We start from the raw sequence: 14,215 nt of genomic DNA on the forward strand, positions 1-14,215 counted from the left end.
TTCGCATAAGCGGAATAATGAGAGTTAGGCACGTATTTATCAATGACGAAAGTAAAATTGGGTGATATAGTCTTTATTTATCTGGGAGGGTAGAATGAATATATTAGTATTTGGCGGTACTAGATATTTCGGTATTCATATGGTTGAAGCGCTCATACAAAAAGGGCACAATATTACAATCGCTACAAGAGGACGAAAAAAAGATGATTTTGGAAATAGCGTTCATAGAGTGGTTATTGAGCGCTCATCACCCAAAAGCATAGCGGACGCATTTAACGGCAAAACTTTCGATGTGGTATGTGACAGCCTTGCTTATTGTTCTAACGATGTGAAATATGTATTGGATTCTGTACATTGCAAGCGCTATTTGATGACATCCTCAGCATCTGTATATCGACTGCATGTCAATACAGTAGAAAATGACTTTAACCCTCTCGAAAAGTCACTAAAATGGTGTAACAGAACAGATTACCCATATGATGAAGTCAAACGGCTTGCAGAATGTGCTTTATTTCAGGCATATCCGTCACAAAGCAGCGTGGCCGTACGGCTTCCATTTGTTATCGGAAGAGATGACTATACAAAGCGGCTGTATTTTTATGTTGAGCATATTGTAAAAGGGATCCCAATGTTTATTGACGACATAGATGCTCGGATGGGATTTGTTAGTTCAGATGAAGCAGGTAGATTTCTGGCCTTTTTGGCAGAGCAAGAGTATACAGGTGTAATTAACGGAAGCAATGGCGGAACGATATCGCTAAATGATATAATTAAATATGTCGAGGAAAAAGCAGGAAAGAACGCGATTTTATCAAAAGATGGTGACGTCGCTCCGTACAACGGTGAAATAGATTATAGTTTAAATACTGAGTTTGCATCAAAGTTGGGCTTTAGGTTCTCTCCCATAAAATTGTTTATATATGATTTGCTAAATACGTTTGTTGAGGCTGTAAATTCCCCGAACTTCGCATAATGTTTATAATCAGAATAGGGCGGCATCTTCCGCGTCCTTTTTGAGTCCGGACGCACGTCATCAGCCACAAGCTCCTGCTGCGCTTTAGTAAGCCTAATTTGCCGATTCCCACTAAAATTTTCCTATTAACCAATCTTCTGGGGAAGGAACGGTCGGGGTTGAGAAGGTGTCGTTGCGATCGCTGGCAATGCCCAGGCCGAGCTGCTTGATGACCGTCGAATCAGACTGAAGCTTGCTGGTCGAACCGGAATAGGCGGGATATCCCATATCCGCCTTTTGCAGGAATATGGAGAGCGGCAGATTTTGATGCGAAACGGACACCATCTTTGACTGTAAATTTTTGATCAAACAAAGCCGCCTCCGTGGCCGTCATGGCAAACTTGTATCCTTCAAAGGTAAGACAGGCGATCGGTTCCAAAACATAAAAAAACCTGCATGGCTCTGGGCCTTGCAGGTTTTTTGTTATTCTCCTCAATTGGAACGCGATTCAGCAGCTACCCATCAGCTTATTTTCATACAAGAACTTTGAAGATCAAACGGATTCTGTTTTGATCGTTAAGCTTTTTCATAATGAACTGCTTTGTGAATGTTCCATGATTCAAGATCAGGATGCTGCAAGCGACACCAAAGAGCAGGCCGATACCAGAAAACGCAAATTGCATTGGTTTTGCTTAATTTGGCTTTTTCTGTCTGCTGACTATTGATTTCTTCAGCTTGCCGAGGACTTGAACAGCCCTGGAAAGGGCCTGATACCAGCTAGTTTCAAGAGGAACACAATATCGCTGTCCGTATATTGCCATATACTAATACTCCAAAGCAGGATGACAATAAAAACACCTCAAGCAGCACGGTTGGGAGGCGCCGCTTTCTTTTCCGCATAGACAAACGAAACGGGAATCTGGCCTTTACGGATAACAACCCGAACAAGCAATCGGACTTAAAGCGCCATACGATAAATCTCCCTGGCGATCTCCTCGGTAAGCTTGACGAAACTGCCATGGTTTGGAGCCCCGTGGAACATGTTCCTGGCCAGGCCCGGGATGTCCTCTTCCTTGCCGCCAATCTCACTGATGGCAGTGGGCATGCCGATGGATTTTACAAACTTCTGGAACGCGGCGATACCCTCCCTAGCCGTGGTCTCCGGATCTTCAAAGTTCATCTGGCACCCCCAGACTCTGGTCGCGTATTGTACGAAACGGCCAACACCCTGATGTTTCATCGCGTAGGTCATCCAGGACGGGAACAAAATAGCCAGTCCGGCACCGTGAGAGCAGCCGTAAGTGGTAGACAGCTCGTTCTCCATATGGTGTGTACCCCAATCCTGCTGACGGCCCACGCCGGTGATGTTGTTGTGAGCCACCATGGCCGCCCACATGATATTGGCGCGCGCCCCATAGTTGCCGGGATCGGCCATGACGCGCCTGCCTTCTTTGATCATGGTCAGCATGACGGCCTCCAGGAGACGGTCCGTCAGCTCCACGTCCTTGGAATGAGAGAAATAGCGCTCCATGCAATGAGACATGATGTCTGTAATTCCGCTGGCCGTCTGGTAGGGAGGAAGCGAAGTAGTCAATTCAGGATTCATAATGGAGAACCTGGGACGGAGGACATCGCCGTCGGCGCATCTCTTATACATACCATCCTCATTGGTGACGACGGAGTCAGTGGATCCTTCGCTGCCGGAGGCTGCCAGGGTCACAATCGCAGCGATGGGAAGGGCTTCCGTCACAGGCTTGCCGCAGTAGAAGTCCCAGAAATCCCCGTCATAGGGAACGCCCAGGGCAATGGCCTTTGCGGAGTCGATAACACTGCCGCCGCCGATCGGCAGCAGAAAATCGACTTTTTCCTTGCGCGCCAGTTCGATTCCCTTATAAATCAAACCGCTTCTGGGGTTGGGCTTCACGCCGCCCAGCTCGATATAAGAGACGTTCTCCGCATCCAGGGAAGCCTTCACCCGGTCAAGCAGGCCGGACCTCACAATAGAGCCGCCGCCGTAATGGATCAGGACCTTGTGGCCGCCGTAGCGCTTGACATACTGTCCGGTCTGTTCTTCGGTGCCTTTACCGAAAACAAAGTATGTAGGGCTGTAAAACGTAAAATTTTCCATACAGTAAAACCTCCTGAATTAAGTAGTTGATAATAGAATGATATATTTTTCAAAACCGACCGCCTTGCAATTAGGATAGTCGATTTACAACGCCCGTGATGTGCTTACCTACATCTCTTTTTTGCCGTGTCTCGCTTCTTCTGAATTTTGTTCCGGCAGTACTCGTCAATTGACCTGGCTGCGTGTTTTCCCGCACCCATGGCCAAGATCACGGTTGCGGCCCCGGTAGCTGCGTCGCCGCCGGCAAAGACGCCTTCGAGGCTGGTATGGCCGTCTTCATCCGCAGCTACACAGCCCTTCCGCGTTTTCTCCAATCTCTCGGTGCCCCTGGTGCTCATGGGGTTGGGAGAAGTGCCCAGCGCCATGATGACGGCATCCACTTCCATCTTGAACTCGCTGCCCCGGATGGACTCGGGGCGGCGCCGGCCGGACGCGTCGGGTTCACCCAGAGCCATCCGCATGCAGGTCACGGACTCCACGGAGCCCTTTCCATCACCCTCAATGGAGATGGGGTTCGTCAGCAGGTCGAAAAGAATGCCCTCTTCTCTGGCATGGTGGATCTCCTCTCGGCGGGCGGGCAGTTCCCGCTCTCCCCGGCGGTAGACGATATGTACCTCTCCACCCAGTCGTTTGGCGCAGCGGGCAGCGTCCATGGCTACGTTTCCGCCGCCCACCACGGCAACCCTTTTGCTGCGGAGGATCGGAGTCGCACTCCCCTCCTTGTAAGCCTTCATCAGATTGATCCGGGTCAGGTACTCATTGGCGGAATAGACGCCCACCAGGCTCTCGCCGGGGATCTTCATAAACATGGGAAGACCGGCTCCGGAGCCGATAAACACGGCTTCGTAGCCCCGCTCAAATAGCTCCGGGATCGTCAGGACCCTGCCGATGACCATATTCCCACCGGGCACCCGCCTGCACAGGCGGGTTTTCCGCAGTTCAGGCACCGCTTGGCCTCATTGATAGCTTGTTCCAGCGTGTAACCCTGAGCCACCTCTAAAAAGTTACGATTGCGGATCCGGGGATCCTGTTCCGGCATAGGGGTCTTATTCATCTGCATATTCAGCATGGAGGGCACCCCCTTCCATGCGGCAGAAATGCTTTCTCTTCCGCCGATCTTCAAAGTCTTTGTAAGTGGCGTTCCGGGCGATAACCTCGTCAAAATCCACCTGATGGCCGTCGAAATCCGGACCGTCCACGCAGGCGAATTTCGTCTCCCCTCCTACGGTCAGGCGACACCCGCCGCACATGCCGGTGCCGTCGACCATGATGGGATTCATACTGACGGTAGTTGGGATACGGTACTTTCCGGTCAATTTACAGGCAAATTTCATCATCAGCAAGGGCCCTATGGCAAAGACATGGTCGAATTTCACTCCGCCGCCAATCAGTTCCTCCAGCTTACCCGTGACGAAACCGTGGTATCCGTAAGTGCCGTCGTCTGTGCAGAGGTGCAGGGCAGTACAGGCCTTGGACATCTCGTCCTCCAGGATGACAATGTCCTTTGTTTTGAATCCGCCAATCAGGTCCACCGTGTTTCCCGCCTCGGTCAGGGCCCGGGCAACCGGCAATGCAATGGCACAGCCTAAGCCTCCTCCCACCACGGCCACCCTTCCATAGCTTTCAATGTGGGTGGGTTGCCCCAGGGGGCCGACGAAATCATGCAGGCAGTCTCCCTCGTTCAGCTGATCCAGAACCAGAGTAGTGGCGCCCACTTTCTGGTAAATCACAATGACAAGTCCTTCCTCCACACCGGAAATAGTCAGCGGGATGCGCTCCCCGTTCTCGTCCACCCGCAGAATAATAAACTGTCCGGCTTTCGCCTTGGCGGCGATGAGCGGCGCATGGACCGAGATCTGGCTGATCTCCGGCGTCAATACCCTTTTCTTCACAATTTGATATCGCTTTCGCACGGTTTCTCCTCCCCGAATCGCATTTGCGCCATGTACTAAGTGCAGCCTCCCTTTCCAATTGACGGAGAGGGATTTCCAAACTTCGCTGCTAAAGAATAAAGAGAGCAAAAGACATGCCAACTTTAAAAAGCGAACGAATACTCCGTTAAAATATTGCATATTGCGACTTTTACCTCTGGATCAAAGAGAGAGGATTGCGGGATAAGCAAAAAATTTTTGCAATTATTGATCGGATAATGCAAAAATTTTTGCATTTCTTTGCACGAACATCCGGTGAACGCGCTATGGAAAACATTGAATTTACACCATGATATGAGCTGAAAGGCTATCAAAAACCAGAATGTATTTAAAAATCTTCCCTGTCTTTTCTGTGATTTTGTATTTACGAAACAGTTGGCATGATTATTGCTGGAATTTAGTCATGTCCTTCCGTCTCATTCTGGAGCGAGAGGCAGACGGTATCCACTGTAAGAGCAGAGGTGAAATTACTATGAAGAGAACATTCCTGCACGATTGCGTTGCTGTCCTTTTTTCAACCTTGATTCTTTGGCTGGTTTTAACATTCGTGATGGTGAAAGCTTGTTTTCTGCTGTCCGGAAATGCTGGAAAGATTGCAGTTCTTGCTGTAGGCCTGGCTGTATGCGCTTTTGCAACGGGGGCTTCCATCGCAGTTGTTTGTCATCTGAAGAAAAACCGGAGCGATTTATATAAGGAAGAGCCGCCCTGTAATGACGATGAAGAATTTCATGATGTGGATGCGCCGGCGAAAGAGCATAACACCATGTTCGAAATATTTGATTCGCTCTTTCTGATGCTTTTATGTTTTTTAACGCTTTTTCTGGCGATGCGGCTCGGGGTTAATACTGAGGGCATACTTAATTATTCTGTAAACAGGCGTACCCTTATCATAACTTGTTTGGGACTTATTTCCGTGCTGACTCTCATTATAACCAAATCAGATAAGAGTCTGAAAAAAATCATAAAAGAAGTTTATAAAAAATAGCCGTCTTAACATATTTGAGAGAGAAGGTATAAAAATTGAGCGTCTGGTGCCTGCTGAATTACGCCGCGTGGGGTTTATCCGCACTTATACTGGTATTATTGCTAAAAGACTTGATCAATGTAGAAAAGGGTAAGAAAGACTGATTTTAGCTTCATGGGAAAGCGGGGATTCAATCGTGAGCAGCAAGGACCCAAGTTTGTCTAAAAGTCTTGGTCCGTCGCATATTTGGGCTTTGGGTGTGGGAATTGTCCTTGTCGGCCAGTTTATGGGGTGGAATTTCACCATAGCCAAAGGCGGTTCGTTAGGCTCGATCATTGCATGCTGGATCACCGGCATACTGTATCTATCTCTCGTGATGATCAATACGGAAATGGGGTCGGTGGTTCCCGAAGCAGGCGGGCAATACTCAATGGCCAAATATTTCCTCGGCCCGCTGGCTGCCTTTAACGTGGGGCTGATGCTCGTTTTGCAGTATATCATGCTGGAGGCCGCCGATGCGCTTGTCGTCGGACAGCTTTTAAAGACTTTGAGCCCGGATATAAATCCTGCTCCGTTCGTCATTTTAAGCCTTTTGCTGTTTACATATCTGAACTATCACGGGATGCAGGCTACGCTCAACTTAAATATTGTTATTACCGGAATCGCCTTTATAACGATTCTCATGCTTCTGTTCAGCACAAAATTCTATTTGCCGGCAGGAGGACTGCTCCATCTTTCCAAGCTGACCAACGGGCTGCCGTTCGGATGGATCGGGATTCTGGGTGCCCTGCAATTTGGCTGCTGGTTTTATCTTGGGATTGAGGGCACCGCCCTCGCGGCCGGCGAATGCCGCTCGACAGGGCGTTCTTTGCCAGTGGGCGCCGTCATAGGCATGATCACGTTAATTATAAGCGGGACAATCACCTGGTTTATCTGCTCCGGACTGGTAAGCGCCGATCAGTTGGGCAAATCGACCTATCCGCTATACGATGCCGCACTCGCCACGGGAAAGCCTCTTATCATAGACGTTTTATTCGCGGGCACGATGTTGTCATGCCTGGCCAGCGCGAACGGCTGTATCGCGGACGCGGGCAGAGCATGGTATTCCATGGCGAAAGATACGCTCATTCCTCAAATATTTGCAAAACTGCATCCCAAGTACCGGACCCCTTACCGGGCGATCCTGTTTTTACTTCCTATCTCGATTGCGTTCGGCTTTACGGGCCTGCTCGACCATATTATTACGTTTTCGATCATGTCCGCGCTTATTACATACATTCTTACAGCTGTAATGATGATTAAATTCAGGAAAATGTATCCTCTGGGAACAATAAAAAGAGGCTATACCGCTCCATGGCATCCCATACCTGCAATCCTTGTGGCACTGATTGCAGGAGCAACGCTGTTTGGAATGTATTTCGGTTATTGGATCGACCTGATAGCGGGCGCGGTGTTTTATCTGCTGGCATCATTGTGGTTTGTTGCACACCGGTCAAAATCTCTGGATATCCGTTTATTCTTTTTGGAAGGCACCAAAAAATGGCCCCGTCCGAAAGGGTACTGATCGAACGGGTTTTCTGAAGGCTCCTCCGAAATCACAGAAGGATCAGCATATACTGCTACTTCATTTCATTGATATCGATATTGTTCCGTTTGATCCGGTATTGCAGATCCTGTCTGCTGATTCCCAATGCGCGGGCTGTTTTGGAGATATTTCTGTTATTCTCTTTCAGCTTTTTAACCAGCATGTCTCGTTCCATATCGTGGATTGTTTGATACGATGACGGATTTATCGCTCTTTCTTCGTTAGATTCAGAAAATCCCAATTCCGGTATTCCATTTAAAATATGGTCCGGGATAACGTCTCTGGTGATTTCCAGTGCGTCATCCGGCAAAATGTTCATGGCATACTCGATCGCATGCTGAAGCTCACGCACATTCCCCGGCCAGCTATATGCGCGGAATACCTCCATTACGTCCGAATTGATCCCCTTGATGTTTTTTAACAAAATCTTATTAAATTCAAGGATGAAGTGCTTGGCAAACAATGGAATATCTTCCGCCCGCTCTCTTAGCGGCGGGACCGTAAGATTGATTACGCCCAACCGGTAAAGCAGATCCGGCCGCAATTTCTTCTCTTTTACAGCCTGCCAGGGTGGAATATTGATATTTGAAATGATTCTGACGTCCACATGGATTGCAGATACCCCGCCAACCCGCCAAATTAGGCCGTCCTGTATTACCCGCAGCAGTTTGGGCTGAAGCGGAAGAGGCATCGAGTTGATCTCGTCCAAAAGCAGGGTCCCGCCGTTGGCCTGTTCAAGCAGCCCGGCCCTGCGTTCAGCTCCCGTATAGGCGCCTTTTTCAGTGCCGAACAGAAGCGATTCCAACAGGTTTTCCGGAATGGCTGCGCAGTTAATTGCCAAAAACGGGTCATTGGCACGCCGGCTCGCGTTATGAATACTCTGAGCAAACAGTTCTTTTCCGGTTCCGGTTTCTCCGTAAATCATGACACTGGAGTCAGACTTGGCACTCATTTTGCTTTTTTTGACGACATCAAACATCACCGCGCTGCTGTAAATGATATCTTTGAACTGATACTTGGCTGATAAAAAACTTTTTTTATTATTTCCTCCGGCAGCATTTTGTCCCAGTAGCTTCCCTTGTAATTCAATTACCTGTCTGTGCAGTTCATCGACCTGAGTCCAGTCTTTCATCACGCTGAAGCCGCCCAGGACCTTGCCGCTCATAATAATAGGGTATGAATCGTCGACAACGTCCACTTCTTTTCCGTGCCAGGTGACGTAACGCTGCCGAATGTTCAAGCGGGGCCGGCGTTCTTCCATCACGCGCGGAATTTCCAGATCATTTTCGTTGAGTACTTTATAAAGGTCGTGCAGGTGCCTTCCGGATACCTCCTGCTGCAAAAGAGATTCCATCTGGACGGCGGCATCGTTGAGCAAAAAAACCCGTCCCTGCTCATCGCACAGGATCACAGAATCGCTCACCTGATTGATAATGCACATCAGCATGTCATGGCAGGCGTCGTTTCTTGCGTTTCGAAAAACAATCATACGTGTATTTGGTGCCAGATCGGTTACTTCGGGTGTTGGACACTGCAGCAGATATTCTCCAAAATCAATATTCCAATATTCCTTTGATGGCTCTTTTCCACAAAAAACAGGAACGATTTCCCGTAATGAAGCCCCCAATTCTCCTTTTCCCCGCATAAGCTGAAACCCGGCGTCATTGATTGCAAGAATCCGATCTTCACCGTCGATCAGCATTGCGCCAAGCCCGCATTGAGAGAGCGTTTCCATCACATTTTCACTCGTCATGTAGTACCCCTCCCCGCCATAGATTTGAATTTATGATATAATATGTCTTAATTTGTACAAATAAATATGATATCCTCGGATCTGGGACAAAGTCCTAAAGATACACATGATTCTATTGTACCATTCGGTTATCGCTTTTCAAGAGATTCCTCTGCAGCCTTTTATAGAATCATAACCGGATTGGTGACCATATTTAAAAAAATCATACATTGGCTGCGGCCTTCCCGTGCAGCTGCACACCATCGTTTATGTAGAGATGGACGTCTCGGAAGACTATCCCTGACTGGTTTCTATTCAATCCTAAGGCGTACTTTCCACAGGAGCAGACTGCACTCTTTAATTTTTGCCTCCTGAAGATTCGTTACGGGATGATATCACAGAGGGCTGTGCTTTTCATAAGCACAGCCCTCCGTTCATGTATCTGCCACTTGCCGACCGCGCACTCCGATATCGAAGACATAGTGATTGCCGCTCAGATGTAGCTTCCTCTCGCACCAAGAGGTCTCCGCAAAGGCGTTCCAGAACACAACACCGGTGACGTTACCCGCACAAAAGGAATACCGAACCACTGTATGTAACTGAACTTGGCATCGGAACGCCCAACTTGCCAAAGAACGGTGCAATTTAGGGAATTGTTTTATAAATCAGGTTGGTTATCCGGATGGAATGATGGATTTTCCGCCTCCGTCCGGGCTTCCTGCCGCTTATCCTTCTCAATTTGTTCTTTATTTATGTCCATCCATACATCCACATTTTTAATACCCAGCTTCTGGGGGTTGAAGTACGGCTCTTCTACGCCTTTCTTGCGCTGTTCCACATAGTCGCTGTACACCTTCACGACCTTAGGGAACAGGAAGACCAGCGCGATGCCGTTGACCCACGCCATGATGCCGAACATAACCTCGCTGATCGCCCAGGCGGTGGATGCCGTGATGTTCGCCCAGATAAAGAACGTAACCGGCATGATGATGCGGATGACCCAGATCATCTTATTGCGGGCTTCCTGGCTCTTGCTCCTGGCCAGATATGCCAAGGCGGACTCGCCCTCATAATAATAGGCGATGCAGGTCGAGAACGCGAAGAACACCAGTGACAGCGCGACGATGAAGCCGCCGATATGAGGCATAACGGTATTGGCAGCCTCCTGAACCCACACCACGCCCGCGGTTCCGGTGGCAGCCTGGCTTGCCATGACGGGGGAGCCTTTGCCAATGTACATGTAGGTGCCGTCCGGGCCAAGGACGTTGAAGCAGTCGGTGATCAGAGCCATCACCGCAGAGCACAGACAGACCGTCACGTCGATGTAAACAGAGGATGCGTTGACGATGCCCTGAGTAGCGGGATGCGCGCACTCTGCCGCACCTGCGGACGGAGGCGTCTCGCCGAAACCGGAGCCGCTGGAGTTAACGGCACGCTTCACGCCGTAAGAGAACGCCGCGCCGAACAGGCCGCCGAAAACGGCATGGGTACTGAAGGCGCTGGTGAAAATCAGGCTGAGCAGGCCGGGGATCTTGCTGCCGTTCGCCACCAGAACAATAATGGTCAAAATCGCATAGACGACCGTCATGATCGGAACAATGATGGTCGAAAACTTTGCAATTCTGCGCACGCCGCCGGAGATAACCAGGAACAGCATGACCGCCACGACTGCGCCGGAGATTGCCGGGCTAATGCCCAGGCTGTTCTGGAATGCCATGCCGATGTTGTTTGCGCTGGGTCCGGTGACGATCAGAGGCACGCCGATCAGGGCCAGCAGAGCGAAAACGATTGCCAGCGGCCTCCAGCCGAGTCCCCTTTCCATATAGTTGTACGGACCGCTGCGGTACTGGCCGTCCTGACGGACCTTGTAGATCTGGCCAAGGCTGTTCTCCGCGTAGGCGATGGCGGAGGTCAGCAGCGCGGTGATAATCATCCAGAAGGGAGCGCCGGGTCCGCCGTACATGATCGCGACCATGACGCCGCCGATGTTGCCGACCGCGACGCGGTACGCTACCACCGTGCAAAAGGTCTCAAACGGAGAAATGCCTTCCACAGACCCGCCGCCGGATTTCAGCAGTTTCCACTGCAGCCTCCAGTGTCTCACAGTGCCGAACTTCATCGCAATGCAGTAGCAGATACTCGTAATAAATATCAGCGCGATAAGCGGGGTTGCCCATAGCATGTTGTCAACTTTAAAAATGAACGATGCAAAATCCATTTTTCATTCTCCATTCTTTCTATATGGATTGTGTTGATTACCGGCCGCGCACGCCGATGTCCAGAACGTTGTGCATATACTCGATGCTCTCCTTAAGGCTCTTTAGCTCCAGTTTCCTCCCCTCTTCGATGCTGTAGCCGCTCAGCGGCAGTTCGATCTCCAGGTCGATGGTATCCAGCTCCTCGGGGGCCTCGGCCCGCAAAATCTGCATAATCTTCAAGCAGTCCACGTCGCCCTGACCGATGGCGGTGCCCAAGGAATGAGTGCCGTCCGGGTCGGTGACGATCCTGTTGTCGCAGAAGTGGACGCAGTAGCAGTAAGGAGCCATCTTGCGCACGCACTCCTCGATTCCCTCCATCAGAACCAGGCAGTTGATGGTATCGCAGCAGGCGCCGATCAGGGGATGGGCCAGTTGTTTCACAAGCCAGATAACTTCGTCGGCAAAGGTATCGCAGTGGTTTTCGATCGCTACCTTCATGTTGTACTTTTCCATCAGGGGAATATTTTTCTTGAACTGTTCATAGCGGTCACACAGCTGAACCATGACCTCCGGGCACATGCAGGAGTGGCTGGCGGGCTTGGGATGTTCCGTGTCCAGGCTGAACTTTACCAGTTTGGCACCGATGGCATGGCCTACCCTCAGAGCTTCCTCCACCGTGGCGTTGACCCGGGGATCGCTGGGGGCATTGAAGGATATGTTCAGCTCCAGATCCAGGCCGTGCTTTTCGGCATTTGCCTTAACGGCTGCCAGATGCTCCGGACTCAAATCGTTGTCCAGATCCACCAGGGTGATATGCAGTACGTCCAGCCCAACCTCCACAGCCAAATCCAACAATTTGTCAAAAGAGAGCACTTTCTCAAAGGCGTGATGTTCTCCATAGGTCTGGAACCCCCAACTCTCGCCGCAGCCGCTCAGGTGAAGGGTATAACTATGCATGCCTAACTTAAATTGCCGTTTTGCATTTTTCATCTTAGTACACTCCCCGTTTATAAAATATTTGAGCACTTATAAAAACAGCGCATTCTGGTCAGAGTCGCAATGATTCTGTCTTTGTTCAGATATCAGCCGATTCTTTTGAAACAGGGGCAATCCCGATATGCTTTGGGGGTCATACCAGTGATACCGTGGAAAGCGCGGGTAAATGTGGAGTTGCTGCTGTATCCCACCATGACTGCAATTTCCATTACACTGAAACTGGTCCCTTCCAACAGCTCTTTTGCCCGATCAATCCGGATGCGGCGCAGATAAAAGCTGGGAGAAAAACCGGTCTGCTGCTTGAACCAGCTATTATAATAAGTAACATTGTAGCTTTCAATCTCCGCCAGCTGATTGACGGTAATAGGCCGATCATAATGCTCACCGATATAGCGGATCGACGGCGAGGCACAGTTCTCAATCAGCTTACTGTACAGATAGCTGTACAAGTAGCGCACCGATCTGCTGTCGGGGTTCTGTCTCAGTTCCGTCTGGATTAACTCCACCAGTTGCGTAACCTGTTCGCGCATAGGGACAATCATCGGGTTTGACAGCAGCGCGGCGTCCCGGTTTTCTGAAATGTCTCCGGAGAGATTGATGACCAGCAGTTTACCCAGATAATCGCACCGGTGAGCCATGCCGGCCGGAATAAAGCAGAGCTCCCCGCGTGTCACCTCGTATTCAGAATTTCCTACCCGGATTTTCATCGTCTCCTGCAGCGGCACAAGGATCTGCGGATAATCATGGATATGTTCTCCGCTGCATTCACGAAAGACATGGATATTTACTTTCTGATTCGTGAGATTCTCACCCCAAACAGCAGTTCTGAAAAGAACATAGTCTATTTCCGATTGGATGCATAAATTACCAGGCGCGAGGTGCCTAACACGGTCGTCCCATCATAGAACCTGGTCCACAAAATGTCTTACCTCCTCCCGGCACCAAAGCATGTGCTCCGGTGCGGGAATCTGGAGCGCCTCCAGCGGGTAGGGCCGTCCTAATTTTTTATAGGTTTCCGCCCCCAGCCGGTGGTACGGCAGCAGTTGGACATGATCCAAACGGCGCAGCCTGGCGCAAAATTCTCCCATTTTGTCCAGTTCCTCCCGGGAATCATTGATACCTGGAATGATGGGCCTCCGGACTACGAGACGGAAGCTGCCCTCCGCCTCGTTGGTCTTCAGGAGGTTCTGCAAAATCAAATCGTTGTCTGTGCCGCAGTAGCGCTTATGCAGATCATTGCTGAACAGCTTCAGGTCCACAAACACCGTATTGACATGGGGCAGTATCATACAAACGCGTTCCCAGGGCGCAAAAAACGATGTTTCGATGGCGGTATTCATGCACTCCATCCGGGAATTTTTCAGCAGGGCCAAAGTGAACTCCGGCTGGGCCAGGGGTTCTCCCCCCGACACGGTAATGCCGCCGGTGGAGATAAAAAAGAACAGAGAATCTTTTCGGAGTTCCCTCACCACATCTTCCACTGTCATCACGGTTCCGTATACGTTGTCAGCCGTCCGTTCGATTTCAAAAGACTGGCTTTCCGGAGTGGAGCACCATTGGCAGCGCAATGGGCAGCCTTTCAAAAATACGACCGTGCGAAAGCCTTCTCCGTCGTAGACTGAGGACCGTTCAATCCTCAATACCATCCCCTGTCTGTCTTTATCGAATAGTTCCATCATCAAAGTCAAATAACCTCTTCGTTAATAATTCCATTGCGTTACCGTGTTTC

12 protein-coding genes and 1 pseudogene are annotated in these 14,215 nt (G+C 50.1%); 3 read left to right on the forward strand and 10 right to left on the reverse strand.

Annotated features, from left to right (window positions below; translation table 11 throughout):
* Positions 1-94 precede the first annotated feature (94 nt).
* Positions 95-973 (forward strand): NAD-dependent epimerase/dehydratase family protein, encoded by an 879-nt coding sequence (locus tag EQM14_RS09290; protein WP_128742668.1) that lies wholly within the window; start codon positions 95-97, stop codon positions 971-973.
* A 111-nt stretch (positions 974-1,084) separates the two neighbouring features.
* Here EQM14_RS09290 and EQM14_RS09295 read toward each other — a convergent pair whose 3' ends face one another.
* The 5 genes and pseudogenes from EQM14_RS09295 to EQM14_RS09310 all read right to left on the reverse strand — a co-directional run bounded on the left by EQM14_RS09295 (position 1,085) and on the right by EQM14_RS09310 (position 4,993).
* On the reverse strand, positions 1,085-1,321 hold the full coding sequence (locus tag EQM14_RS09295) for a hypothetical protein (protein ID WP_128742669.1): 237 nt from the start codon (positions 1,319-1,321) through the stop codon (positions 1,085-1,087).
* Positions 1,322-1,910: 589 nt separating this feature from the next.
* On the reverse strand, positions 1,911-3,080 hold the full coding sequence (locus EQM14_RS09300) for an iron-containing alcohol dehydrogenase (RefSeq protein ID WP_128742670.1): 1,170 nt from the start codon (positions 3,078-3,080) through the stop codon (positions 1,911-1,913).
* Positions 3,081-3,184: 104 nt separating this feature from the next.
* Positions 3,185-3,979, reverse strand: a pseudogene (locus EQM14_RS09305) (FAD-dependent oxidoreductase); the annotation flags it as partial.
* Positions 3,955-4,149 (reverse strand): hypothetical protein, encoded by a 195-nt coding sequence (locus EQM14_RS16995; RefSeq protein WP_442861458.1) that lies wholly within the window; start codon positions 4,147-4,149, stop codon positions 3,955-3,957. The gene EQM14_RS16995 and the pseudogene EQM14_RS09305, both read right to left, overlap by 25 nt.
* Positions 4,127-4,993, reverse strand: a complete 867-nt coding sequence (locus EQM14_RS09310) for a sulfide/dihydroorotate dehydrogenase-like FAD/NAD-binding protein (RefSeq protein WP_243112485.1) — start codon at positions 4,991-4,993, stop codon at positions 4,127-4,129. The genes EQM14_RS16995 and EQM14_RS09310 overlap by 23 nt, the downstream gene beginning before the upstream one ends.
* Before the next feature lie 490 nt (positions 4,994-5,483).
* Here EQM14_RS09310 and EQM14_RS09315 point away from each other — a divergent pair, with 490 nt between their 5' ends.
* A complete protein-coding gene (locus EQM14_RS09315; RefSeq protein WP_128742672.1) occupies positions 5,484-5,996 on the forward strand; it encodes a hypothetical protein in 513 nt (170 codons plus the stop codon).
* Between the two features lie 175 nt (positions 5,997-6,171).
* Positions 6,172-7,539, forward strand: coding sequence for an APC family permease (locus tag EQM14_RS09320; RefSeq protein WP_243112486.1), 1,368 nt, complete (start codon positions 6,172-6,174; stop codon positions 7,537-7,539).
* A gap of 55 nt (positions 7,540-7,594) precedes the next feature.
* Here the strand turns inward: EQM14_RS09320 and EQM14_RS09325 are convergent, their stop codons facing one another.
* The 5 genes from EQM14_RS09325 to EQM14_RS09345 all read right to left on the reverse strand — a co-directional run bounded on the left by EQM14_RS09325 (position 7,595) and on the right by EQM14_RS09345 (position 14,165).
* Positions 7,595-9,313 carry a sigma-54 interaction domain-containing protein gene (locus tag EQM14_RS09325; protein WP_128742673.1) on the reverse strand — a complete coding sequence of 573 codons (1,719 nt, stop codon included), beginning with the start codon at positions 9,311-9,313 and terminating at the stop codon, positions 7,595-7,597.
* A gap of 637 nt (positions 9,314-9,950) precedes the next feature.
* Positions 9,951-11,510 (reverse strand): alanine/glycine:cation symporter family protein, encoded by a 1,560-nt coding sequence (locus EQM14_RS09330; protein ID WP_128742674.1) that lies wholly within the window; start codon positions 11,508-11,510, stop codon positions 9,951-9,953.
* Positions 11,511-11,547: 37 nt separating this feature from the next.
* On the reverse strand, positions 11,548-12,480 hold the full coding sequence (locus EQM14_RS09335) for a sugar phosphate isomerase/epimerase family protein (RefSeq protein ID WP_128742675.1): 933 nt from the start codon (positions 12,478-12,480) through the stop codon (positions 11,548-11,550).
* Positions 12,481-12,572: 92 nt separating this feature from the next.
* Positions 12,573-13,193 (reverse strand): AraC family transcriptional regulator, encoded by a 621-nt coding sequence (locus EQM14_RS09340; protein ID WP_205703158.1) that lies wholly within the window; start codon positions 13,191-13,193, stop codon positions 12,573-12,575.
* Positions 13,194-13,385: 192 nt separating this feature from the next.
* Positions 13,386-14,165, reverse strand: a complete 780-nt coding sequence (locus EQM14_RS09345) for a glycyl-radical enzyme activating protein (RefSeq protein WP_243112800.1) — start codon at positions 14,163-14,165, stop codon at positions 13,386-13,388.
* Positions 14,166-14,215 lie beyond the last annotated feature (50 nt).

The sequence above is a fragment of the Caproiciproducens sp. NJN-50 genome (genome assembly GCF_004103755.1).
Taxonomy (GTDB): Bacteria; Bacillota; Clostridia; order Oscillospirales; family Acutalibacteraceae; genus Caproicibacter.